At 39.8% G+C, this 24,399-nt stretch carries 21 protein-coding genes and 3 tRNA genes; 13 read left to right on the top strand and 11 right to left on the bottom strand.

Annotation, left to right across the window (positions count from 1 at the left end):
- Positions 1 to 238 precede the first annotated feature (238 nt).
- The 6 genes from ABMQ40_RS13255 to ABMQ40_RS13280 all read right to left on the bottom strand — a co-directional run bounded on the left by ABMQ40_RS13255 (position 239) and on the right by ABMQ40_RS13280 (position 8,039).
- A complete protein-coding gene (locus tag ABMQ40_RS13255; protein ID WP_370900378.1) occupies positions 239 to 1,387 on the bottom strand; it encodes a methionine aminotransferase in 1,149 nt (382 codons plus the stop codon).
- A gap of 109 nt (positions 1,388 to 1,496) precedes the next feature.
- Entirely contained in the window at positions 1,497 to 2,720 is a 1,224-nt protein-coding gene (locus ABMQ40_RS13260) for a T9SS type A sorting domain-containing protein (protein ID WP_370900380.1), read from the bottom strand.
- A 99-nt stretch (positions 2,721 to 2,819) separates the two neighbouring features.
- Entirely contained in the window at positions 2,820 to 3,470 is a 651-nt protein-coding gene (locus tag ABMQ40_RS13265) for a hypothetical protein (protein WP_370900382.1), read from the bottom strand.
- A gap of 3 nt (positions 3,471 to 3,473) precedes the next feature.
- Positions 3,474 to 4,190, bottom strand: coding sequence for a hypothetical protein (locus ABMQ40_RS13270; protein WP_370900384.1), 717 nt, complete (start codon positions 4,188 to 4,190; stop codon positions 3,474 to 3,476).
- A 290-nt stretch (positions 4,191 to 4,480) separates the two neighbouring features.
- Positions 4,481 to 5,203: a LytR/AlgR family response regulator transcription factor gene (locus ABMQ40_RS13275; RefSeq protein WP_370900386.1), complete on the bottom strand. Its 723-nt coding sequence runs from the start codon at positions 5,201 to 5,203 to the stop codon at positions 4,481 to 4,483.
- Complete coding sequence (locus ABMQ40_RS13280; RefSeq protein ID WP_370900388.1) at positions 5,172 to 8,039, bottom strand: sensor histidine kinase; 2,868 nt, start codon at positions 8,037 to 8,039, stop codon at positions 5,172 to 5,174. The genes ABMQ40_RS13275 and ABMQ40_RS13280 overlap by 32 nt, the downstream gene beginning before the upstream one ends.
- A 221-nt stretch (positions 8,040 to 8,260) precedes the next feature.
- On the opposite strand from ABMQ40_RS13280, the gene ABMQ40_RS13285 reads away from it, so the two are divergent.
- The 7 genes from ABMQ40_RS13285 to ABMQ40_RS13315 all read left to right on the top strand — a co-directional run bounded on the left by ABMQ40_RS13285 (position 8,261) and on the right by ABMQ40_RS13315 (position 16,965).
- Entirely contained in the window at positions 8,261 to 10,150 is a 1,890-nt protein-coding gene (locus tag ABMQ40_RS13285) for a DNA topoisomerase IV subunit B (protein WP_370900390.1), read from the top strand.
- A gap of 80 nt (positions 10,151 to 10,230) precedes the next feature.
- Complete coding sequence (locus tag ABMQ40_RS13290; RefSeq protein ID WP_370900392.1) at positions 10,231 to 10,713, top strand: hypothetical protein; 483 nt, start codon at positions 10,231 to 10,233, stop codon at positions 10,711 to 10,713.
- Entirely contained in the window at positions 10,713 to 13,292 is a 2,580-nt protein-coding gene (locus ABMQ40_RS13295; RefSeq protein ID WP_370900394.1) for a DNA gyrase/topoisomerase IV subunit A, read from the top strand. The genes ABMQ40_RS13290 and ABMQ40_RS13295 overlap by 1 nt, the downstream gene beginning before the upstream one ends.
- Before the next feature lie 5 nt (positions 13,293 to 13,297).
- Positions 13,298 to 13,939: a rhomboid family intramembrane serine protease gene (locus tag ABMQ40_RS13300; RefSeq protein ID WP_370900396.1), complete on the top strand. Its 642-nt coding sequence runs from the start codon at positions 13,298 to 13,300 to the stop codon at positions 13,937 to 13,939.
- A 26-nt stretch (positions 13,940 to 13,965) separates the two neighbouring features.
- Complete coding sequence (locus tag ABMQ40_RS13305; RefSeq protein WP_370900398.1) at positions 13,966 to 15,081, top strand: helix-turn-helix domain-containing protein; 1,116 nt, start codon at positions 13,966 to 13,968, stop codon at positions 15,079 to 15,081.
- A gap of 133 nt (positions 15,082 to 15,214) precedes the next feature.
- Positions 15,215 to 16,000, top strand: a complete 786-nt coding sequence (locus ABMQ40_RS13310) for an SDR family NAD(P)-dependent oxidoreductase (RefSeq protein ID WP_370900400.1) — start codon at positions 15,215 to 15,217, stop codon at positions 15,998 to 16,000.
- A complete protein-coding gene (locus ABMQ40_RS13315) occupies positions 15,997 to 16,965 on the top strand; it encodes an NAD-dependent epimerase/dehydratase family protein (protein ID WP_370900402.1) in 969 nt (322 codons plus the stop codon). The genes ABMQ40_RS13310 and ABMQ40_RS13315 overlap by 4 nt, the downstream gene beginning before the upstream one ends.
- 37 nt (positions 16,966 to 17,002) lie before the next feature.
- Here the strand turns inward: ABMQ40_RS13315 and prmC are convergent, their stop codons facing one another.
- The 3 genes from prmC to ABMQ40_RS13330 all read right to left on the bottom strand — a co-directional run bounded on the left by prmC (position 17,003) and on the right by ABMQ40_RS13330 (position 19,303).
- Positions 17,003 to 17,851 (bottom strand): peptide chain release factor N(5)-glutamine methyltransferase, encoded by an 849-nt coding sequence (gene prmC, locus ABMQ40_RS13320; RefSeq protein ID WP_370900405.1) that lies wholly within the window; start codon positions 17,849 to 17,851, stop codon positions 17,003 to 17,005.
- On the bottom strand, positions 17,852 to 18,610 hold the full coding sequence (gene yaaA / locus ABMQ40_RS13325; protein ID WP_370900407.1) for a peroxide stress protein YaaA: 759 nt from the start codon (positions 18,608 to 18,610) through the stop codon (positions 17,852 to 17,854).
- Between the two features lie 81 nt (positions 18,611 to 18,691).
- On the bottom strand, positions 18,692 to 19,303 hold the full coding sequence (locus ABMQ40_RS13330) for an L-threonylcarbamoyladenylate synthase (RefSeq protein WP_370900409.1): 612 nt from the start codon (positions 19,301 to 19,303) through the stop codon (positions 18,692 to 18,694).
- Between the two features lie 101 nt (positions 19,304 to 19,404).
- On the opposite strand from ABMQ40_RS13330, the gene ABMQ40_RS13335 reads away from it, so the two are divergent.
- From ABMQ40_RS13335 to ABMQ40_RS13345, 3 genes are all read left to right on the top strand, one after another.
- Positions 19,405 to 19,477: transfer RNA gene (locus ABMQ40_RS13335), tRNA-Met, on the top strand.
- Positions 19,478 to 19,515: 38 nt separating this feature from the next.
- Positions 19,516 to 19,588 (top strand) — tRNA-Met (locus tag ABMQ40_RS13340).
- A gap of 39 nt (positions 19,589 to 19,627) precedes the next feature.
- A tRNA-Met gene (locus tag ABMQ40_RS13345) sits at positions 19,628 to 19,700 on the top strand.
- A gap of 200 nt (positions 19,701 to 19,900) precedes the next feature.
- Here ABMQ40_RS13345 and ABMQ40_RS13350 read toward each other — a convergent pair.
- Entirely contained in the window at positions 19,901 to 20,353 is a 453-nt protein-coding gene (locus ABMQ40_RS13350; protein WP_370900411.1) for a carboxymuconolactone decarboxylase family protein, read from the bottom strand.
- 308 nt (positions 20,354 to 20,661) lie between these two features.
- On the opposite strand from ABMQ40_RS13350, the gene ABMQ40_RS13355 reads away from it, so the two are divergent.
- Positions 20,662 to 21,072, top strand: a complete 411-nt coding sequence (locus ABMQ40_RS13355; protein WP_370900413.1) for a hypothetical protein — start codon at positions 20,662 to 20,664, stop codon at positions 21,070 to 21,072.
- Positions 21,073 to 21,221: 149 nt separating this feature from the next.
- Here ABMQ40_RS13355 and ABMQ40_RS13360 read toward each other — a convergent pair whose 3' ends face one another.
- A complete protein-coding gene (locus ABMQ40_RS13360; protein WP_370900415.1) occupies positions 21,222 to 21,809 on the bottom strand; it encodes a hypothetical protein in 588 nt (195 codons plus the stop codon).
- 334 nt (positions 21,810 to 22,143) lie between these two features.
- Here ABMQ40_RS13360 and ABMQ40_RS13365 point away from each other — a divergent pair, with 334 nt between their 5' ends.
- Both ABMQ40_RS13365 and ABMQ40_RS13370 read left to right on the top strand, forming a co-directional pair.
- Complete coding sequence (locus tag ABMQ40_RS13365; protein ID WP_370900417.1) at positions 22,144 to 22,509, top strand: BlaI/MecI/CopY family transcriptional regulator; 366 nt, start codon at positions 22,144 to 22,146, stop codon at positions 22,507 to 22,509.
- A 2-nt stretch (positions 22,510 to 22,511) separates the two neighbouring features.
- The gene (locus ABMQ40_RS13370) at positions 22,512 to 24,359 is read left to right on the top strand and encodes a M56 family metallopeptidase (RefSeq protein WP_370900419.1); all 1,848 of its coding nucleotides are present in this window, start codon (positions 22,512 to 22,514) and stop codon (positions 24,357 to 24,359) included.
- Positions 24,360 to 24,399 lie beyond the last annotated feature (40 nt).

Raw genomic sequence — 24,399 nt, forward strand, 5'->3', positions numbered from 1 at the left:
GAACCATTTCCACAAAGATTCAGGAAAGAATCAGAGAGAATAATAATTCCATTGAACTTGATCAAATAATTATCTATCCATGAAAGCTCCGGATGGTCTTTTTATTATTTTTATTATTTCCTTAAAGGAAAGCCCGGCATAATTATTAAAAAGCAGTAGAAGCTTCTACTGCTTTTTGCATATGGATTAATCCAATGAAAGTGCCTGGGAGCCTTATGTGCAGGAGCGAAACGGCCATTTATAATTTGGACAGGTTCTCAATGGCCTGCTCCAGAGTTTCCTGCTTTTTGGCAAAACACAGACGGATTACGTGCTCATTCAGCTTATTTTTATAAAATGAAGAAAAGGGAATCGTGGCAACCTTATGATTGACCGTTAGTTCACCGGCAAAATCAAAATCGTTTTTATCTGAAATTTTATCATACCTGACAGCCTGAAAATAAGTGCCTTCACAATCCAGCAACTCGAAAGAGGTATTGGCCAGGCCTGACCTTAAAAAATCTCTTTTTTCCTGGAAGAACTGGTTCAGGTGATTATAATGATCCTCATTTTTCATATACTCTGCCAAAGCCATCTGGATAGGGGTATTGACAGAGAAAACATTGAACTGATGTACCTTTCGGAATTCATCCATTAACACCTTAGGAGCGGCGCAGTATCCTACCTTCCAGCCGGTGACATGGAAAAGCTTTCCGAATGAGGCTGCCAGAAGGCTTCTTTCTTTCAGCTCAGGATATCGGCAAAGGCTTAAATGCTGCTTTCCGTCGAAAACGATATTTTCATATACCTCGTCACTCAGGATCAATATGGAAGTATCTTTTACAATATTGATCAGGGCCTGTATGTCCTTCTCTTTTAAAATTTTTCCGGAAGGATTATTAGGATTGTTGAGGATGATCAGTTTTGTTTTATCGCTTACCAGTTCCTTTACCTTATTCCAGTCCGGTTCATAGGCCGGGGCTTTCATTTCAACCCGCTTTACAATTCCGCCGAAGAGTTCTACCGTAGGCTCGTAACAATCATAGGCCGGTTCAAAAATAATTACTTCGTCGTCTTTTTTTACAAAGGTTGCTATAGCCGTAAAAATGGCCTGGGTTCCCCCTGCGGTGATTGTTATTTCAGAATCCGGGTGGTAAATGGCCCGGTGGCTGGTCTCTATTTTTCGTGCTATCTCTTCCTTTAAGCTGATTATCCCGCCCATGGGAGCATACTGGTTGAATCCTTTTTTCATAAAATGATCGGTAAGATTCAGCAGCTCGGTATCGGGCATGAAGTCAGGGAAGCCCTGGGATAAATTGATGGCCTGGTTTTCATTGGACAGCTGGGTCATCTGGCTGAAGATAGTGGTTCCGATATTCGATAGCTTGGAAAGGGGAAGTTGTATCATTGAGCTGTATTTTTGTTATACCCCGAATTTAATTTATTTTTTTGATAATAAGATAAAAAGTAAGAGACCATTATTATATGGCCTCTTATCACTTATTCTATTTATTTTATTATTTCGAGATCAGGAGTTTCTGGGAAGATGTTTTGCCTTCAACTCTTACTTCAACAATATACATTCCCTGTATAAGCTTTTCTGTATTAACCTTAATGCTCTGGCGACCTTTATCTACAGTTTCAGATTTTTCAGCCACTACTTTTCCGGAAGCATCCACAATCCTGATGGAAACCGATCCTTTTTTAGATAAATTGGTTTGTACATCCACATAGTTGCTGGCAGGGTTCGGAACCAGGAAATATTCCTTTGTTCCATTTATTCCCTCAAGCTCAGCCCTTGCTATACTTGCGTTTTCCTTAAGTGGGGAAACAAGATTATTATAGGCTGTTTTTCCTGTTTGTCCGGGTTCGGAAGGTTTCGGGATACAAATGACGATACAGGTTGAGCATTTAGGCTTGTCGCCCTCATACTGGGTTACACATACTTTATAAGATCCCGGATTGGCATATACATGGGAAGTAAGGACATCTGAGGTAACCCCATCGCCCCAGTCCACCTTATACATACCTGGTGAATTGGTACTTTCTAGGAAAACCTGCCCGATGGTATAATTGCCTGAAGTGCTGGTTGTCGACTGGAATTTAAAGTTGGAATTACATTCATTACAGCCTTCACAAGGTTTTACACAGATGTTGTCAAAATAAACAACCTCCTGTTGGGTAGAAGTCATATCAGGGCTTATTCCTATGGTGGCCGTATTCATGATGATATTGTCAAAAGCAACGGGATCCACCGGGTTCATGGTCCATGCCCCGTCTGAATTGCTCGGAAGAGGGCCGCCGTTAGCCAGTTGTATAGGAGCTTTTACACGTACCCATCCGCTTCCGGGAGTTACCGTCACATTAGCTACGAACGTAGCGCTGTTGGTTCCGTCAGACAGGGTAATGTTCGGATGATAGGGCTGGTTATAGCCACTGTCGTTTTCAATGTAGAAGTCAAAATAAAGGCATTGTCCCAGATGCTCTTTTCCCAAGCTTTTGAAATCAGTATCATTCTGATACCATGAGCCGCCGGAAAGATCTTTTAAGATCAGGTATTGTGTGCCATCTAAAGGATTGGGGCTGCCAAATCCTACGCTAACGTTTCCGTTGGGAGCCGGAGCCGGTGCCCAGTTCCCTGCCGGGTTGGATGCATCATTAAAGTCTGAGCATGGATTTTGTGCACTAAGTATTAAGCTTCCTAAGAGGAAATACATTGCTAAAAAATACTTTCTTACCATAATAAACATTGGTTTTGTAGATCAAAAGCCAATAAAAACTTTAAAAATTGATACTCATTTAATTTTGGTTTCACCAGGTTATTTTTTAAGTCAACGGATCTATTTGATCCATTCGAATATTTTAGCTGCTTTGCCCGTATTTTCGAATCCGTCTACAGGATAGTAGGTGAGGGTATCTCTTTTTAAGATTTGCCTTGCCATTCCCGTAATACTTTTCTTGTGGTCCTTCATGATTTCGATATTGCTCTTTTTCAGTTCCTCCACGATATATTCTGAGCAGTAATACGCGTTATTGCTTTCATTAAAGTTGAAATCAAAAAGAATGTTTTGCTTTTCAGATTCGATGAGAGCTGCTCTGATATCGTTGAACTGTTTCCGGTCAATGTCCTGAAGCTGCCAAATAGAAAGGTAATTTAAGTCCTCCGGCTTTATAAATTCACTGATGTTTTCAACATACAAATTATTTTGCCTAAGGTTTTTGTCTACATAGACATGATATATCTTCAGGGTATTGTTTTCTAAAAAACCTATGCCCAGATGAGAAGCATATAGATTCCTGATATTGAAATCCTTTGCCAGGCCCCCGAGCTTTCCGGTAGTTCCTCTCTGTATCAGATAAATTGTTTGACGTTCAAATTTCAGCTCTTTGATCCTGCCATTTAAAGACGGATCTTTGTGGAAGGAGAAAACTACTATAATGAGCAAAAAGCCCATAATAGCAAAGACATATTTGAAGCATCTCAGCATCATGGCTTATTTGGCACCCACAATTGCCCCTACAACAATTCCAGCAACCACACCGGCTCCCGCCCCGATAAGAGCTCCTACAGGTCCTCCGACTACATAGCCTATGACTCCACCCGCTGCCATGCCAATCATACCTCCCGTAATCCAGGCCGGTTGTTTGCCCGTATAAATGGGGCTGATGGCGTAATAGCCCTGTTCCACATTAAATTTAAAATCATTAAGGTTTTTAATCATGGCTTTTTCAAGGTCAGAAAGATTGATATAAAGGGCATTGAACTCCAGATTATGTATTGAGCCTGTATCTATGGTTATGGCCAGCGATTTAGCCGCATCAGAAATGTTTAATTGCTGAATAGCCTGATCAAAAGGAGTCTGCATCATATTCATGGTCTCATTGATGACTGCATTCATCTGATCCAAAGTAAGCCTTTCGGTAGGATCTATTTGGGCTTTATCATAAAATTCGGTAAGATCCGACTGGGTTAAAACATACGAGGCCCCTTGTTGGGAAATTTTTGCTTTGATAAAATTAAAGGCGGTATTGATCGGCTGTGGATTAGTAAAATAATTCCCGCTTTTAAAATTAAGCACAGTAGTTTTTAAAGTTGTTTTGGAAGCCGCTGTATGCTCAGGCTGAGTATTTAATGCGTCTTCACTACAGGAAAAAAATAAAGACTGGGAAGCCATTACTCCAAGAATGGTTAAAAGTTTTTTTGTTTTCATAAATATCTGATTTAGTTAGTTTGACAATATAAAGTTATCGGGATTTGCCATATCACGGTATGATGATTAATTAAGTGTGCGTGAATTTTGATTAAGTGTGTTTGCTTGCTGAATAAATGTTTATAAAAACAATACCACCCTGAAAGAGTGGTATTGTTTTTACTATGATTTAAATCTTTTGGTCGCATTTTCCTGATGTCAAACAATTCAGGGCGCTCAAAAGTATTGAAGTGCTGATCCTGTGTTGCCGGAAGGATCAATTGTATTCCGGAAATGAGCCCATATGCATATCAGGTGAACTTTTGTAAAAAGTCATTCTTTCTCCTTACGGAGACGTCCAGCACAGAGTCATCGGTCATAATGACCTGCCCTCCTTTTCCTTTAATATATTCTTTCAGATGGGAAAGGTTGATGAGATGTTTGTGATGGATTCTGAAGAAATTATGCTCGGAAAGATATTCCTCAAATTCATGTAAGGTCTTGGAAACCATGATTTTGGTTCTGTCAGCAAGATAAAAGATGGTATAGCTGGAATCTGCCTCGCACCGGACGATATCGGTGATATTGGTAAGCTTGAATCCCTGAAGGGTGGGAAGGCTTATTTTATGGTGATTTTGATGGCCTGTAGAAAGGATCCTGGTTTTCCGGATGTTTTCAAGGGCTTTTTGGATAGCTATGATGAAATCTACTTTTTTGATGGGCTTCAAAAGATAATCCGTAGCCCCGTTTTTAATGGCCTGAATGGCGAAATGCTCAAAAGCTGTAATAAAAATGATCTGGGAGTCGATTTCCTTAAGCTTTGACAGCAGATCAAAGGCGGTTCCATCCTTCAGCTGGATATCGAGAAAAAGAATATCCGGGCTGTTCCTGGCAAGATACACAAAGGCCTCTTCCACGCCTGAGGCCTGGAATGCAATCTGAATTTCGGGAAATTCATTTTTCAGAAGTAAAGAAATATAATCTCTTCCGTCTTTTTCGTCATCAATGATGCATGTTTGTACTTTGGTTTTCATAAGGTATGATATATAGTTTTATTTGTGTGCCGGGTCGCTGCTCTTTTTCAGACAGATTATTGATCTCCAGGATTATATCCGTATCAAAAAGCTGTTTGAAGGTTTCAATTCTTTTCTGAGACAGTTTTACCCCGAAGGAATCGGACCTTCCTGCTCCGCCGGGGCGGTTGTCGATACCTACGCCGTTATCCTCAATGACAATGCATAACGAATGACCGGTGAAGTCAAAAGAAATCTCAATATGTCCCTTCCGGTCTTTAAGGCTGGCTACACCATGCTTAATGGCATTTTCAACAAAAGGCTGTATCAAAAGGGAAGGGATAACCCAGTTTTTATTTACCTTTTCTGAGACCTTAATGGTGTAATCAAACTCTTCCTTTAAACGTAATTTTTCCATGTTTAAGTATAAAGAAAGATATTCTGTTTCCTCCTTTATTGGCATGAAGGTTTTTTCCGAATAATGAAGGGTTTTTCTGATGATCTGTGCAAATACATCGAGATAATTTTCCGTTTCCGGGTAATCTTTTTTATAAAGTAAAAACTGTATGGAGTTGAGGCAGTTATAAATGAAATGAGGATTGATCTGTGCTTTTATGGCCTGCAGCTCGAGCTCTGCGATCTTTTTTTCATAATAAAGCTTTTCCATCTTTTTATTGCGTTTTTTCTGCAGATATAAAGTGATCAGCACCAGAAGAACAGAAGAAACGGCAGAGATGGATAAAAGCTTGAACCACCAGGTTTGCCAGAAATGAGGTTCAATCTCAAAAGGAAGATCCGTTGATGCGTAGGACTGTTTCCCGTTATAGTCCAATCCTAAGACCCTGAAAACATATTTACCCGGAGGAATGGAATTGAATATGATTTTAGAAGCATTGCTGGTCTGCCAGCAGCTGTTAAGGCCTTCGATCTTATACTTATAGCTGATATTACCCTGGGATGCATAGTCCGGGAAACTCAAATTGAAAGTGAGATCATTGGCAGGAGTTTGCGTAAGAATACCGTTTTTCAGGTCAAAGATTTCTCTGTTTCCGATGACAACAGAATTGATGATGGCTTTTTTGTTGACGAATTTCTGTTGTGAGATCAAATCCCTCACAGGGAGTATTCCCAGCCCCTTTGAAGTACCTGCATATACCGTATCATTCCTGATCACGCATCCGTTTACCACTTTGGAGGGAAGACCGTCTGTTTGCGTAAAATTATTGATCCTTAGCCGGTTATTCCTTATCTCGATCCTGCTCAGTCCTGAATTGCTGCTGGCCCAGAAGGTGTTTCCGTTTTCCACCTCAATTTTCTTGATCTGGCTGGTCACCAGTCCGTCATTTTCAGTAATTTTCCGGATAACTCCTTTGCTATTGAAGAGAACAATTCCGTTGAGATTGGTAGCGCCTACATACACATTCGGCTTCAATTGTTTAAGATCTTTAAAATAATAGCCTTCCAGAAACAGCTTCTTCCTTTTTGTCCGGATATTCAGCTTGTACAGGTCTCTGAAACTTCCGAAAAACAGGCTGTCCTTTGCATATGGCAAGGCAGTGTAGACCCTTTCTTTGGACTTGCCTTCAACGTAGGTGCGGGTAATATAATTATAGATGACGAGGTCCTCACTGGTACAAAACAGCACGGAATCGTCCCCGAACGGAATCATATTTTTTAAGCCGTAGTATCGTAATAGGCTTTTCTTTTTCGTGGCTGTATTGTATTGAACGATACCCAGGCTCATACCGAAAATGATGATGTCTCCCTTGGCATAGATGGCCTTGTGCTCGATTTTCCTGTCTTTTTCCAGGAGAATGTCCTCTATGGCATCCGTATGCAGGATCCCGCTTTTGGCCTCGTTATAACCTACAATAATGTTTTTGTCATTTTTGGCAATGGCCGTAATATAAGCCGAATTGTTCTTTACAGGTGAATGGACGTAGTTTCTGAAGAACCTGTGGGCAATGAAATAAATACCGTTGTTTTTGGTAGAAAACCATACATTGTTATCCCTGTCTACCATGACATCATTGATAACATAGTTGTCCAGAAAGCGTACAGGCGCTGTAAACTTCCTGTTTTCCAGTAATGACTCCCTGAAATACAATGTGCCTCCTTTTTCCAGACTAAGCCATACCCTGTAGTTTCTGTCTATATACTGCTGGTAAATATTTTCATGGGTGGAAAAAGATTGAATTTTCCTGAAATGAAACTTACCTTCCTGCTTATACACATCAAAGCCGTGGTCCCGGCTAAAAAGAAAAAAATCACCTTTCCTTTGGATTAATCTGGATTTTTTAACCGGAATATTGTAGGGAATAATCTTCCGGGTTTTAATATCATAAGCCATGACTTTTGATTCCCGGTCCTGGTCTGAAATATAAAGCAGATTTTTAGACATATCGATGCCAAATGCATAACCATTTTTCAGGAGCCTGCTATTCAGGGATATGGGGATGACCTTTATTTTTCCGTGCCTGTAAATATAGATATTCTTCGGGGCGAAAGTGTTGAATGTAATAAGAGACTCAGTATCCTGATAAAAGAAATTGGAGTTATGGATAAAGTTAATTTTTTTTAGTTCCCTGTTCACATCAGAATTAATGACTTTGCCGTCTTTGATATAGGCGAAATCATTAAGAAAAGGAGCGATGAAGATTTCCCCGTTCGACATGGGAAAGCAGGCCAGTATTTCCAGATTCTTCAACCCGCTTTTTTTATCATACTGCTTAAATTCCTTACCATCGAACCTGAATAAGCCGTTATCGCTGCCTATCCAGATAAAACCGTTACAGTCCTGGTTCAGCTTATAGGTATATGAGCTGTTCAGTCCTTCCTTTTCACTATAGTTTACCAATCCGGGGATTTGGGCAAAAAGTAAAGAAGGAAATAATAATAGCAGGCAAAATTGAAAAAATGCAGATATTTTTTTCACAAAATATTGAATAATACTGTAAATATATAATTTGGTTGATAATAATGCAATACATGAAAAAAAAAATTAAGAAAAATTGAACCCGTAAAATTCCTGTAAGTTTATCCAATTTTCGTATTTTTGTATGTTTGCTGAAATTATATATGTCACAAGAAATAAATCCTATCTATTCCGAAGATAATATCAGAACCCTTGATTGGCAGGAGCATATCCGTTTACGTCCCGGTATGTATATCGGGAAGCTGGGAGACGGCTCCTCTGCTGATGATGGTATCTATATCCTGTTAAAAGAAATTCTGGACAATTCGATTGATGAATTCAGAATGAAAGCGGGAAAAAGAATTGAAATAAAACTGGACGACGGCAAAGTCACCATCCGTGACTTTGGCCGGGGGATTCCTTTGGGAAAAGTAGTGGATGCCGTGTCTAAGATGAATACCGGTGGTAAATATGACAGCAAAGCCTTCAAAAAGTCTGTCGGGCTGAATGGTGTGGGTACCAAAGCGGTAAATGCGCTCTCAGATTATTTCCGTGTAAGGTCTTTCCGGGACGGGAAGATGAAGACCGCTGAGTTTTCACGTGGACTTATTGTAGAGGATCATGAGGAAAAAGATACTTCAGACAGGAACGGAACCGAAATCTCTTTCATTCCGGATGCGGAAATATTCCTCCATTTCAAATTCCGGAAGGAATATATTGAAAGAATGCTGCGTAATTACGCTTATCTGAATCCGGGCTTAAAGATCATTTTTAACGGGGAAACCTATTATTCCGAAAACGGCCTTAAAGATCTGCTGGAGGAAGAGCTGGAAAGCGATATCCTTTATCCGATCATCCACCTGAAAGATCATGATATTGAGGTGGCCATCACCCATTCAGACAAATCCCAGACCGAAACCTATTTCTCTTTTGTAAACGGGCAGAACACTACCCAGGGAGGAACCCATCTTAATGCGTTCCGTGAAGCTTATGTGAAGACCATCAGAGAATTTTTCAATAAGAACTTTGATGCTTCTGATATCAGAAAATCTATCATAGCAGCGGTTTCCATCAATGTGGAGGAACCCGTTTTCGAATCCCAGACCAAAACAAAGCTGGGATCAAATGATATGGGACCCAACGGGCCTACCGTGAGAACATTTATCATAGATTTTCTAAAAAGCCAGCTGGATAATTTTTTACATAAAAATCCTGAAATTGCGGAAGCCATCCAAAGGAAGATCCTGATTTCGGAAAGAGAAAGAAAAGAACTCTCCGGAATCCAGAAACTTGCGAGGGAAAGAGCCAAAAAAGTGTCTCTCCATAACAAAAAGCTCAGGGATTGCAGGCAGCATTACAATGACCAGAAAGCGGAGAGAAAAGGGGAAACCCAGATATTCATCACCGAAGGAGACTCTGCATCCGGATCCATTACAAAATCCAGGGATGTGGAAACCCAGGCCGTATTCTCATTGAAAGGAAAGCCCCTGAACTGCTATGGACTGACAAAGAAAGTGGTATATGAGAATGAAGAATTCAATCTCCTCCAGGCAGCCCTGAATATTGAGGAAAGCCTTGAAGATCTGAGATACAACCAGGTGATCATTGCTACAGATGCCGATGTGGACGGGATGCATATCCGGTTGCTGATGATCACATTCTTCCTGCAGTTCTTTCCGGACCTGATCAAAAACGGACATCTCTATATTCTTCAAACGCCGTTATTCAGGGTAAGGAACAAGAAAGAAACAAGATATTGCTATACAGAAGCAGAAAGAATAAAAGCATTGAATGAATTAGGAAAGAATCCCGAGATAACCCGGTTTAAGGGATTAGGGGAAATCTCGCCTGATGAATTCAAGCATTTTATAGGCAAAGATATCCGTCTGGAACCGGTAGTCGTGGGTAAGGATCAGACCATAGACCAGCTGCTGGAATTCTATATGGGAAAAAATACTCCGGACAGACAGACCTTCATCCTCGAGAACCTCGTGGTGGAAGATCCTGATATTGATAAAAAAGAGGTGCTGGAAGAGGCAACAACTGACAGATAAACTGAATAATATGAACAACTAAACACCATTAATGATCGGAAAAAAAAACTAAGAAACAGAAACAAATATTAAATTATCATATGAGACTGAGTAACCGTAATAAAGCTTCGGTTTATAGCTTTTTTAATACCTTGCTTATTGTAATGGCAATAATGGGTATAGGAGCATTCTTCCTGGAAGAATACAAGTTTGACATCTTGGGATGGGAAAGTATTTTATTGATTATCATACCATTCGCTCTGTTAGGACTTTTTTATCTGAATGGACGGCAGATTTTTGAATATGATAGTGACGGGGAAGCCCTTCATTTCAGAAACAGGAATATCATTCCCTTTCTGGACAGACCGTTAAGTGATGAATTTCCTAAATATAAACTGATCAGCTATGAGGTTGTAAGAATTTTCTTCATAAAAAGATTATATGTAACAATTTCAAGTAAAAACAGCGGTACTACAATGTTAAAATATGAAATTTCATATCTGACGAAAAAAGAAACAAACGAATTAAAATTCTCTTTAAATAAAGTAATAAAAGCTAATAACGAGAAAAAAGGTATTAGATAATGATAGAAGAATATTCGCATGAGGGCGAAAGTTTAAAAAAGGTTTCCGGGCTTTATAAAGACTGGTTTCTGGATTATGCTTCTTACGTGATTTTAGATAGGGCGATCCCGTCTGTATATGACGGCTTCAAGCCCGTTCAGCGTAGAATTATGCACTCTATGCGTGAGTTGGAAGATGGCCGTTACAATAAAGTAGCCAATATTGTAGGAAACACCATGAAATATCACCCTCACGGTGATGCTTCCATTACAGACGCCATGGTGCAGATTGGCCAGAAAGAACTGCTGATAGATACCCAGGGAAACTGGGGAAATATCTATACCGGCGACTCCGCGGCTGCGGCAAGGTATATTGAAGCAAGGCTAACTCCTTTCGCTCTTGAGGTGGTCTTTAATCCTAAAACAACTGAATGGGCCAAATCCTATGACGGCAGGAACAATGAGCCGATAGATCTTCCGGTAAAATTCCCTTTATTGCTTGCACAGGGAGTGGAAGGGATTGGTGTGGGGCTTTCAACCAAAATTCTCCCACATAATTTCAATGAGCTGATCAATGCTTCCGTAGCCTATCTGAAGGGTAAGAAATTTGAGTTGTTCCCGGATTTTCTTACCGCAGGCTACCTGGATGTCTCGGAATATAATGACGGGCAGAGAGGAGGAAAAGTGCGGGCAAGGGCTAAGATCGGGCAGATTGATAAACATACGCTGGTAATTTCAGAGCTGCCTTATTCGAAGACTACTAGTGACCTGATCGACTCTATTTTAAAAGCCAATGAAAAAGGAAAGATCAAGATCAAGAAAATTGAGGATAATACCTCTGATACCGTAGAGATCCTCATCCATCTTCATAATGATGTTTCACCGGATAAAACGATCGATGCGCTGTACGCGTTCACAGACTGTCAGGTAACCATTTCTCCCAATGCCTGCGTCATTGTAGGAGATAAGCCAATGTTCCTCAGCGTTTCAGAAATCCTGAAAATGAATACGGATCATACGGTCTCCCTGCTTAAGAAGGAGCTGGAGATTGAGCTACATGAATTACAGGAAAGCTGGCATTTTTCTTCATTGGAAAGGATCTTTATCGAAAACAGGATCTATCATGATATTGAGGAAGTTAAAACCTGGGAAGAGGTTCTGAAAACCATCGATGAAGGGCTGAAGCCTCATACGGGGCACCTTTTGAGAGCTGTAACCGAAGAAGATATCCTGAAGCTGACGGAGATCAGGATCAAAAGGATCTCAAGATTCGATCTGGATAAGTTTAAGGAAAATATCGCTGCCCTGGAGGGCAAAATAGAACAGGTGAAATACAATCTCTCTAATCTTGTGGCTTATGCCATTGAATATTACCAGAATATTCAGAAAAAATACGGGAAAGACAAGCAAAGAAGAACCGAGCTCAGGATTTTTGATACCATAGATGCCACTAAAGTAGCCGTAGCCAATGAAAAGTTCTATGCCAATTTTGAAGAAGGCTTTATAGGGACATCCCTGAAAAAAGACCAGTATCTGTTTGACTGTTCGGATATTGATGATATCATTACCTTCAGAAAGGACGGAAGCATGAAAGTGGTGAAAGTGGAAGCCAAAACTTTTATAGGAAAAGACATCCTGCATGTGGCGGTATGGAAGAAGAATGATAAAAGAACCGTTTACAATATGATTTACCGCGAAGGGAAAGAAGGACCTTATTATATGAAACGTTTCTCCGTAACAGGAGTTACGAGAAATACAGACTACCCTCTGGCTTCAGATAAAAAAGGCTCAGAAGTGCTGTATTTCTCTGCCAACCCGAATGGTGAAGCGGAAACCGTAACTGTTCTCCTGAAACCGAATCCGAGGATCAGAAAAAATAAAATGGATATCGATTTCTCTGAGCTGGCCATCAAAGGACGTGATTCAAAAGGGAATCTGGTGACCAAATATGCAGTAAAAAAGGTGGATCTGAAAGAAGAAGGCGTTTCTACACTGGCCCCGAGAAAAATCTGGTTTGATGATACGGTAAGAAGACTGAATGCAGACGGAAGAGGAACCCTGTTCGGAAGCTTTAAAGGAGACGACAAGATCCTTACGATCAATACCCATGGCGAGGCCAGGCTTGTATCATTTGATCTCGGTAACCGCTTTGATGATGAATACCTGATCCTGGAAAAATGGAAGCCGGAACAGCCGGTTACCTGTATATATTATGACGGTGAGAAGGAAATCTACTTTATCAAAAGGTTCCTGCTGGAAAATACATCCAACGTGCAGACCTTCATGCCGTCAGACCATCCGAAATCCTTTATTGAAAATGTGATCGTGGCCAATGATGCCACCGCAGAAATTATTTTTGCAAAAGATAAAGGTAAGGAACGTGAGCCCGAAACAATAAATATTGATGAGTTCATTGCAGTGAAGGGAATCAAGGCCATCGGTAACCAGTTTACAAAATTTAAGGTGAAAGCCATTAATATTACAGTACCTGAGCCTGAGGAAGAGCCGGAAGCCTATGAAGAGCCGGAAATACCGGAAGGAGCTGATGATGAAGGCGGCGTGATCGGAGATTTATTCCAGGATGATGAAACAGAAAATTAAAAATTATGAATCTAATTGTTTTAATAATAATAGCTGCTACCTGTATCATTAGTTATATAGGGTTCAATGATGCTAGAATGTTTGAAAAATATAAGTTTAATGTCAGTGCGATAGCTGCCCGGAAAGAATATGTAAGATTGATCAGCTCAGCTTTTCTTCATGCTGATTTTATGCATTTATTTTTCAATATGCTTTCCCTATATCTCTTTCAGGGAGTCGTGACCTACTTTTTCGGGAATATAGGATTTCTGATTATTTACTTTGGATCAATGATCCTGGGGAATCTGTTCAGCTTGCTTATCTACCAAAAGCAGCCCTGGTATTCAGCGATCGGGGCTTCAGGAGCTGTTTCAGGGATCATATTCGCATCCATTGCCATGGCTCCTAATGAAATCAGTGTCAACTTTTTACCGGGCTGGATCTTCGGTACCCTATACTTCGGGTATTCCGTGTACATGATGCTTAATCCGAAACAGTGGGATAACCTCGGGCATTCGGCTCACCTGGGAGGAGCTTTTTTTGGGCTTGTTTACTCCATATTGCTGCATCCGGATCTGGCTTTAAGCAACGCGTTGTTTTTAGGAATCATGTCGCTTCCCCTCATTTATCTGAGCTATGAGATCTTTATAAGGAAAAGAATAGGTTAAAAAATCAACCCTTAAGATCAGGACCAATGAACACATCAGAGTTAAACCGTTTCATCGTGATACTTATTTATGGGTCATTGGTCCTGCTTACTTTGCTTAAACTTATCAATCCCCTTAAGGTAAACAGAAAAGCCAACTTTTGGTTCGGGATATTCCTTTTTTTATGGTCGAGCTTCTGGCTTGATGAGGTCTTGTCACTTGTGGCGGGCTATCAGATACAGGTTCATTCCATACCATGGGTACAGTTCATTCAGTTTCTTACACCGGTGGTCTTCTATTTCAGTGTGCTGCTGTATACCAATCCCTCTTTTAAATTTAAGATATCAGACCTTAAATACTTTATCCTTCCCGTAATTTTTCTGACCAACCTCTTGCTTCAGTCTTTTGAAAACCTTATAAGCCGGAGCTTTTTTGAATTGGTCTTTATAGGATTGATATTGCTGCAGGCATTGTTTTATACCGGATTTTCCTATCTTACCGTCAGGAACCACCAGAAAAGGATCCAGCAGTTCTCTGCCAATACGGAAGGCATCAATCTGAACTGGCTTGAATATATCATTCTGGTGATCTTCATCATCAATATCGTTTATGTCATCTATAATTTGTCATACAATTCCACCTCATTAAATGCTTTTATCAATATTGCCTTTCTGCTGGTGATTTATTTTATCGCTTACTATTCCCTGAAACAGAAAGAAATTTATCCTGTCGGAGAAAAACAGCGTGGAGAGCTTATTTCCATTAATGATGATCCCGAAAGCGGCGAAAACAGGAAAAAACTTATCCCAGATGAAGAACTGGCAAGAATTAAGACCCAGCTGGAACATTTAATGGAAAGCAGAAAGCCGTACCTTGACAGTGAGCTCAATCTCATAAGGCTTTCCGAGCTGCTCTCAGTTTCTTCCCACCATTTATCATATGTGATCAATACCGGATTCGGAAAAAACTTTTTCCGGTATATTAATGAATACAGGATTGAGCATGCCAAAGAGCTGTTAAAGGATGACAGCAATGATAAGCTGTCGATTCTGGGTATTGCTTATGAATCAGGGTTCAATTCAAAAACCTCCTTTAACACCACTTTTAAAAAGCTCACCGGCCAGACCCCTTCCGAGTTCAAAAAAATGAGTTCGGATTTATAAATCTTTACTTTGCTAATATTTAACCTGTTGTTTATTAGGTGTTTATTGTTGCAGGTTAAATGCGTTCATCCGGATAATCCGGAACCTGCAGACCGTTTCCGGATGATACTTTTGTATCAGAAAATAGATTTTTATGAACACTAAGGAATCATTTGCCGTCGTCACAGGAGCAAGCCGGGGATTGGGAAAAGCATTTGCTAAAAACCTGGCTAAGAAAAAGATGAATGTTATTTTGATAAGTCTTCCGGGTCAGGATGTAGACCAGCTAAGCCGGGAAATAGCCAGAAGGTATCAGGTGAAAACGGATTATTATGAAGTGGATCTTTCCGTAAATGAAAATATCTTCAAACTGACGGATTGGCTGAACAGCTCATACAATATTCATATTTTAATCAATAATGCGGGGTTGGGTGGGACGAGAAAGTTTATGGAGGCCAGCCCTGAGTATATCAATTCCATTTTACAGGTGAATGTTACGGCCACTTCGCTGATTACCCATCAGCTATTACCCAATCTGATGCGGCAGCCGGAGGCTTATATACTGAACGTTTCCAGCATGGCCGCGTTTTCACCCATTGGATTTAAAACCGTGTATCCCGCTTCCAAAACTTTTATTCATTCTTTTTCCAGAGGCTTGTATGAAGAGCTAAAGCATACCAATGTTTTTGTAAGTGTGGTGAACCCGGGGGCAATGGCTACCAACCCGGATGTCTGTAAAAGGATTGAGAAACAGGGTTTTTTAGGTAAGCTTACCTTATTGGATCCCGATAAGGTGGCAGACTATTGCATCAATCAGCTTCTGAAAAGAGATACGGTGATAATGGTGAACCCGCTGAGCTGGATGCTATTGAAAATTCTGCCTGTTTGGATTAAATTGCCGTTGATGACCAACGCGATCAAAAGAGAGATAAATACATGAAAAAAGTCTTTATAACCGGTATTACCGGCCTTCTAGGATATAATGTCTTACTTAAATTATTAAATGATGGTTATTCTGTTATTGCTCTGGTGCGCAAGAAAAGCAGGTATGTTGGTCAGGAAAATGAAAACCTGAAGCTGGTTGAAGGGGATCTGTTCACAGATATCTCGCCTTTTCTCGAAAATGTGGAATACATTATTCATGTGGCAGCGGAAACCGGTCAGAATCTCCCGGATTATGAAAGCTATAGGAAAATTAATTATCATGCCGTGGTACATTTGTTCTCGCAGGCTGTGAGTTCCGGGGTCAAAAAATTCCTGTTCATAAGTTCGGCGAATACTTTAGGATATGGCAGCCTGGAAAAGCCGGGCCACGAAAATAAGCCACAGAAATATCCCTTTACCCACTCTTTTTATGCCAAAAGCAAGCTGGAGGCCGAGGATTATCTCCTGCAAGCCAAAACAGCCACGGAAGTGATCATCCTGAACCCCTGCTTTATGATCGGAGCATATGATAATAAACCTAGCTCTGGGAAAATCATATTCTGGACCTGGAAAAAGAAGCTGGTCTTCTATCCCCGGGGCGGAAAAAACTTCGTTCATGCTGAGGATGTTGCCGAAGGCATTGTAAAGGCTCTCAAAAAAGGAAAGAACGGAGAAAAGTATCTTCTGGGTCATGAGAACTTAAGATACATAGATTTTTTCAGGAAAGTGAATGCAATAACCGGTCAGAATCCGGTAATGGTGCCTGTTCCGGACTGGATATTGATATTTCTCGGAATTATCGGGGATGGCTTAAGGATGATGAAAATTAAAACAGGAATCAGCTCTGCCCATATGAAAGCACTCAGGACCGATAACTTTTATTCCGGACAAAAATCTGTTGAAGAGCTCGAAATCCGATATCAGCCGGTAGAAAAAGCAATTAACGATGCGATTGAATATTTCAGAAGCATGGGGCATTAACCGGCTTAGAGCTTGATTAGCTCAATTTTTAGCCAGATTATTTTCTGCCGTAAATGAACCGGTCATTTTCAGACAGATCCCTGATCAGCGATACTTCCGAAAATTGGCCCTGGAATAGGTCCAGGGTTTGCGGCCCTAATTTCTGGTTGATCTCCAGGAACAGAAGCCCGTTTTTATTCAGGTGCTTTTCGGCATCTTCCGCGATCTTCCTGTAGAAAAGCAGGGCATCCGCAGTAGGGGAGAACAGAGCCATTTTAGGTTCAAACTCCTTTACTGAATCTGCAATTTCATGCTCCTCTTCAATTCCTATATACGGAGGATTAGAAATAAGGATATCATAATTTTCTACAAGATGATAGCTGAGATAATCATCATGGATGAAATGAACGTCCAGGTGATGAAATTCCGCATTTTTCCTGGCTGTTTGCAGTGCTTTTTCAGAAAAATCGATGGAATGTACCTCCGCTTCCGGAAAATATTTTTTTAATACAAGAGGGATTATTCCGCTTCCGGTTCCTATATCCAGTACTTTAAACCGGGATGGCATCCCTGATCCTTGAATTTCACGGATCGCCATTTCCAACAGCTCTTCCGTTTCAGGGCGTGGAATAAGGACATGCTGATCCACAAAAAAGGACATCCCGAAAAATTCAGTCTCACCCAGGATATGCTGATAAGGACGGCCTGTCTTTAGCTCTGAAATGATCTTTTTCAGCTGTATTTCATCGTCGGTCAATAATTCCTGCCCGGAGAATCTCCTTTGGTGATAGCGGTCAAAGCCGACAACCTTGTGAATGAAAACCGAACATAAAAATGTGCTTTCCGATTCTGTGTACATACCGGAAAGTTCTGTGATAAAGAATTTTTTAAGCTCTGAAATGGTCATTTATCTTGTAAAAACCAGTTTGGTATCGGTGGACCTTTCTTCATCAATCAGGTAACCTTCGTAGTTGAAAGCCTTTACGTCATCCAATGTCCGGGCATTGGTTTCCGCACAGAATCTCACCACCAGTCCTCTTGCATGTTTGGTGTACACCACGATGGTCTTTGGCTTTCCGTCCTTTAATTCATAAAATTCAAAATCAATGACCTTATGATTAAGTTTTTTACGGTCTATAACCTTTCCGTATTCATTACTGGCCAGGTGTAGGAGGATCTCATTTTTCTTCATTTCGGAATTAAGCTGGTCAGTAATTTTATCTTTCCAGAATTCATACAGATTTTTGTACTGGTCGAACTCAAAAGGCCTTCCCATTTCAAGCCTGTACAGCATTACCTTGTCCGAAGGCTTCAGCAGGCCATACAAGCCTGAAAGTATTCTGTAGTTTTTTTGCAAATAATCTACGGCCTCCTTATTTAACGTTTTGGCATCCAGACCCCGGTAGACCTCACCTGTAAAAGCGAACATGGCCGGTGCAGATTCCTTGGCCGTGGGTTTTGACTTCCATTTTTGGTTTCTTTCCCAGTTTTCATCTGCCAGTTTGGATGAGATCTCCATCAGTTCCGAAAGATATTTTGGTGATTTATGCTTTAAATGGGACTGTATAAAAGCTGCCTCTTCAATGAATTTAGGTGTGGTGGTCTTCAGCAGATCTGTTGAATTTTCTATATTCATCAGTTTGGCAGGAGATGTAATTATTTTCATAAAAAAGTAAGATTAAATAAAATAAACAAGGGAATCCCTGCAACGGCATCAGACTTACTCTGATGTCCGTCATGAGTATGATCAGATATGTCCTTTTCCCTGACGGATGACCTCAGGTTCTCCCGAAGTTAGGTCAACAATGGTAGAAGCAACATTATCTCCGTATCCGGAATCAATGACAATATCTACCAGGTGATCATATTTTTCAGCGATCAGTTCGGGATCGGTGGAATATTCAATGATCTCATCATCATCTTTAATGGATGTTGAAGCGATCGGGTGACCCAGCTTCTCAACAATAAGCTGAGGGATCGGATGATCAGGAACCCGGATACCGATTGTCTTGTGGTTTTTGTAGGCTAGAGGAAGGCTTTTGTTAGCCTCAAGAATAAAAGTGAACGGTCCCGGAAGATGACTTTTCAAAAACCTGAATACCGATGTTTCTATGGGACGAGTGAAGTCTGAAAGATGGCTCAGATCATTACAGATAATGGAAAACTGGGCTTTTTCCAGTTTTATTTTTTTCAGCTGAGCCAGCTTCTCCATTGCTTTGATGTCAAAAATATTACAGCCTAAAGCATAGACGGTATCAGACGGATAAATGATCAGTCCACCGTTATTCAGAGTCCTAATAACTTCATTTATAAGATTTTCCTGAGGATTTTCAGGATATATTTTTAATATTTTTGCCATAAAACAAAGATACAAATAATTGGATAGGTTTTATAAAAGTCCTTTATTTAAAAGAAAAATTAGGAATTTCAAAAAAATGTCGTATATTTGCAGTCCAATATCGCGGGATGGAGCAGTAGGTAGCTCGTCGGGCTCATAACCCGAAGGTCACACGTTCGAGTCGTGTTCCCGCTACTAAGTAAACGTTATTTTTAACGTTCCGGAAAATACATCGCGGGGTAGAGCAGTAGGTAGCTCGTCGGGCTCATAACCCGGAGGTCGCACGTTCGAGTCGTGTCCCCGCTACTAAGAACAGCGCTCTCGGTAAGCGTTCAGAAAATATACCGCGGGATGGAGCAGTAGGTAGCTCGTCGGGCTCATAACCCGAAGGTCACACGTTCGAGTCGTGTTCCCGCTACTAAGAAGAATCGGTGTAATCATGTTGCACCGATTCTTTTTTATATGGCATAGCCGGAAATTCAACAGGCTATGGGCCAAGTGAAAGTTATTGATGTTAGATTTCCTATCAATTTTTTTTGCCATTGTCGGGAAGATTCAATCTAAAAAGAGGACCACACCGTGACCCTCTTATTCAAATCATTCTGAATATCTTCGGGACTACCCGAACATACCTACCTTATAATCGCCGGGTACCTGCTGAAATGCAATGTTAAACCTGTTCCAGATATTGATCGCATTGACCGCTAAAGTGAGATCAATGATTTCCTCTTCCGAAAAATGCGCTTTTACCCCTTCGTACACCTCATCAGAAACATGAAAGGTATTTACTGCTTCCGCATAGGCCAGAGCAGCTCTTTCTTTATCTGTATAATAGGGAGTTTCCCTCCATGCGCTTAATCCATAAAGACGTTGTTCCGTTTCGCCCATGGCACGGAGCTCCTTTGAATGCATGTCCAGGCAGTAAGCGCATTGGTTGATCTGTGAAATTCTGAAATCAATAAGTTCCATAAGCTTCCGGTCAATGGTGGAATGCTTCAGATACTGATTGATCCCGAATATCGGAGTGAGTGCCTTTTTACCTTTTTCAAGTAAATTAATTCTTGGTTTCATGAAATTTAATTTTGGTTGTTATATCTTAATGACAATTAGATTTTATTTTTTGGACAAAAGAAATTAAATTTTTTAATATTAATTGCAACTTTATTTTATGGCTTAATTTATGCAGATGTAATTAGAAAAGCATAATATAAGAATCAGCTCCGGTAATCCAAAATATTTCAGAATAGAAAAAACCGCCGGAGGATTAATAAAAATGTTCTGATATTCTACTAGGATGGGAACATAAACGGATTGGGTGATCAGGGGTAAAGAAGTAATAAAATTAAATGAAAGATGACACTAACTAAATCCAAAATATTATGTACAAGAAATTTTTAGCAGGGCTCGGAGGTGCCATCGCACTCAGCCTTCTGCATGAAGTAATAAGAAAAAATTTTGATGATGTTCCCGAAGTGAATAAAGTAGGGGAAGAGGCACTGAATAAAGCCTTGGATAAGGTAAATATAACGGTGACAAACGAAGATCAGCTCTACGCGGCTACTCTTGCCGGCGATGTTCTGGGTAACGGGATTTATTATGCCACTACGGCAACCGGTGGCTTCAACCTGGCTTCAGGCCTGCTAATGGGATTAGGTGCATTGGCTCTACCTGAAAAAATGGGACTGGACAGTTCACCTGTCAACGAAACCACCCGGAAAAAAGTAATGACAGTAGCCTATTATCTGTTTGGGGCTGTTGTGACCAAGATGCTGTATGATAAACTGAAATAGCTGTAATTTAATTTTAAGGACTTATTGCTGCAAGATATTGATAACAATTTTAATATCGATATCCGCAAAGGGCTGGTCTTCTGCCGATGAGATTGAAATAAAAAATCCTGCTTTAGGCAGGATTATATAGATACGGAGAATGATATGATCTATTGTGCGACTTCAGCGTAAGGTCTCAGGTTGTTTTCTTCGGACATGGTCTGCCCAAGAAAATCTGTTTTTTGCTGTCCTTTCATTCTTCCTGCGGCATCATTGGCATTAAAATAAGCTTCGCTGAGTTTGGTGGTGATTTCAGAAGGGTTGAAGTCTATTTTGGTATCGCCTTCTACTCCTAAATAACCATTCTTTTTAGTAAGGTAAGTAATATAATTTTTATAATTGATGAAGGTATTTCGCAGGTACTGGGTATGATATTCCATGCACTTTTTGGCTTTTTTTGAAGAGTTATTAAGGATGCAGTTCTTCATATTCCCTCTGTATAAACGCCATTCGGACTCTAAAATTCCATATTCTTTTCCCAAAGCAATTTTCCCGTTGGTAAGGATATTGTTGTCTCCTTCTTTTGTAGCTATTGCCTGAAGATGCCCGATCACAAGAGGAACGGTATTTTCAATTTTAGTCTTAGTTTCCTTGAGAACACTTAGATCCGCAGCCGGGGAATCTTTCTTCGTTTTCTGGGCAGTAGCAACATTAAAAACAAGCAATAATAGTACAATCAATAAATTATATCTTTTCATGAGAATTTTTTAAAGCACTAAAATAAATATATTTTCCCAGTTTAAACAAATCCATTTTAATCTTATTTAATAAAAATTAACAAGTTTTAAGAATTTCGGGTATAAATTATAATTTTTCTGTAGATTAAACAGGTGATAAATTCATAGCTTTAAAAAATTAACATATTTTAATAAAAAATATTTGATTGATTTTCAGTGTCTTACGTAAGTTTAATTTTTATCACTAAAAAAATAGTTGTTTGAATAAGATTTATTTCTACATTTGTATAACTAATTTCTTAGTGATATAAGGTTTTTTGATTTTATATCGGTAATAATGATAAATGAAAAGGATATGAAAATTCAGACTTTAACGAAAGCAGAAGAGCAGGTGATGCAGTACCTGTGGAAAATTGAAAAAGGATTCCTGAAGGATATTCTTGATCTTTTTCCTGAACCTAAACCGCATACCAATACTGTTTCTACTATTTTAAAAGTATTGAAGGAGAAAGAATTCGTGGATTATACGATCTACGGGAGGCAACATGAGTATTTCCCCTTGGTCTCAAAAGAGCAGTATTCCGGGAAAACCATGAAAAGCCTTGTAAAAAACTATTTTAAAGGTTCTTATAAAAGCGCTGTTTCCTTTCTTGTAGAAAAAAATGAGATGACCGTAGAGGACCTTGAAATGTTATTGGATGAACTCAAAAAGAAAAACTGATCATGGAAGCAATACTTCTGTACCTCGGAAAAGTAATTTTATGTTCCGGTGTAATGTTTTTGTATTACCAGTTGTCTTTAAAAGACAAGACATTTCATCATTATAACAGATTTTATTTGTTATCTGCGATGCTGATATCATTACTGCTGCCATTGGTGAGGGTAGACTATTTTACGGTAGAGGTGAGCAATGACATGTACTTGCTGATAGATAAAATACAGAACTTTAACACAACTAAAAACATACCTAATGACCACATTTATCTTGGAATTATTTTTTCAGCTCTGGGATTGGTTTCTTTCTATTTTTTAGGAAGATTATTCTACGGGATCTTCAGGATCCAGCAGCTTAAAAGCCAGTTTCGGAAAGAAAGCTTTGATGGTATTAATTTTTACCATACAAACCTGACCGAAGCGCCTTTCTCTTACTTTAAGAATCTTTTCTGGAAGAATTCCATCACCTTGAATTCTGATATCGGAAAACAGATTTTAAAGCATGAGATGGTACATATTGAACAGAAACATTCATTTGATAAAATGTTCGTTGAGATCATTACTTCTGTTTTCTGGTTCAATCCGTTCTTTCATATCATTAAAAAAGAAATCGGTTTAATCCACGAATACCTGGCCGATAAAAAGGCCGTAAAACAATCGGACACCAAAGCATTTGCGCAGATGCTTTTAGCAAGCCACTTTTCCGGAACACAGTTGCCTGCTGCCAGTCCGTTTTTAAGTTCAAACCTAAAAAAACGTCTTAAAATGTTACAAAAACCTAAAACCAAATTCGGGTATGCGCGAAGAATTTTTGCATTGCCGGTTATATTTTCAGTGGCCTTTGTCTACCTGATCGATGCCAGGAATCAGGAGATCAAAGCGACCAATATGGAAATAGAGAAAGCTGTTTCTCAAATTAAAGAAAATAAGATCCGGAGAGATACCATTACTCCTAATTCACCTAAGACTGTTGTAACTCCAAAATCCTATAACAGAGCAGGTGATGAGAAAAAAATCTCAGATCTCAGTAAGAAGATCAAAGAGAAAAGTGAAGCATTGAAAAACCTTAAGCCCGAAAGTACGGAGTACAATAAATATATTGAAGAGATCGGAAAGCTATCCGGTGAAATCGGAAAAATAGTTAATTCCCCGGATTTCATGAAATCAGCAATGGTCATGAGAATAGATGGAAAAGATGTAAATATTGATGAATATTTCCAATCCAGGGAATGGAAAGACAAAATGAAGAACATCGAAAATATGAAGTTTGAGGAAATGCCTGAGCTGCCGGAATTGCCGGAAATGGATATTGAGCTGCCGGAGATTCCTGATCTTCCTCCGGATGCACCAAAGGCCCCTAAAGTAAAAGTCTATAGCTTCAAAGACATGAAAGATATGAAATGGTCTCCGGAGATAGAGAGAATTTCCGGACTTTCAGAATCCAGGGCAAAAGAATCTGCGGCAATAGCCAGGAAAAGAGCAAAACTCAATAAGGAAAGAGCCAGACTGGAAGAAAAAAGAGCCAGACTGGAAGGTGAAAGAGCAAAACTGGAAGCGGAAAGGAGAGCCCTGGAAGGAAACAAAAGGGTTTATATCTACAGCAATTCTTTCAGCAAACCTGTAGGATTGGATAATATGAAAATAATGAAAGTGAATAATAATGCCGGGATCATTGCAGGTTCCGGGCTGAAATACAGCGGGGATACTTCTGGCATGAAATTCTACATTGACGGAAAAGAGGTTACCAAAAAAGAAATTGATGCCCTTAATCCTAATGACATTAAAAATGTGAATATTAATAAAAAAACCACAAACGGGGTAAGCTCCGGGGAAGTAAAGATCGAAACCAAGAAATAAAGTTCCAACCGGCTTTGTCAGTATGATCCGGCGGACTACT

Source organism: Chryseobacterium gossypii, from assembly GCF_041361455.1.
In the GTDB taxonomy this organism is placed as follows: Bacteria; Bacteroidota; Bacteroidia; order Flavobacteriales; family Weeksellaceae; genus Chryseobacterium; species Chryseobacterium gossypii.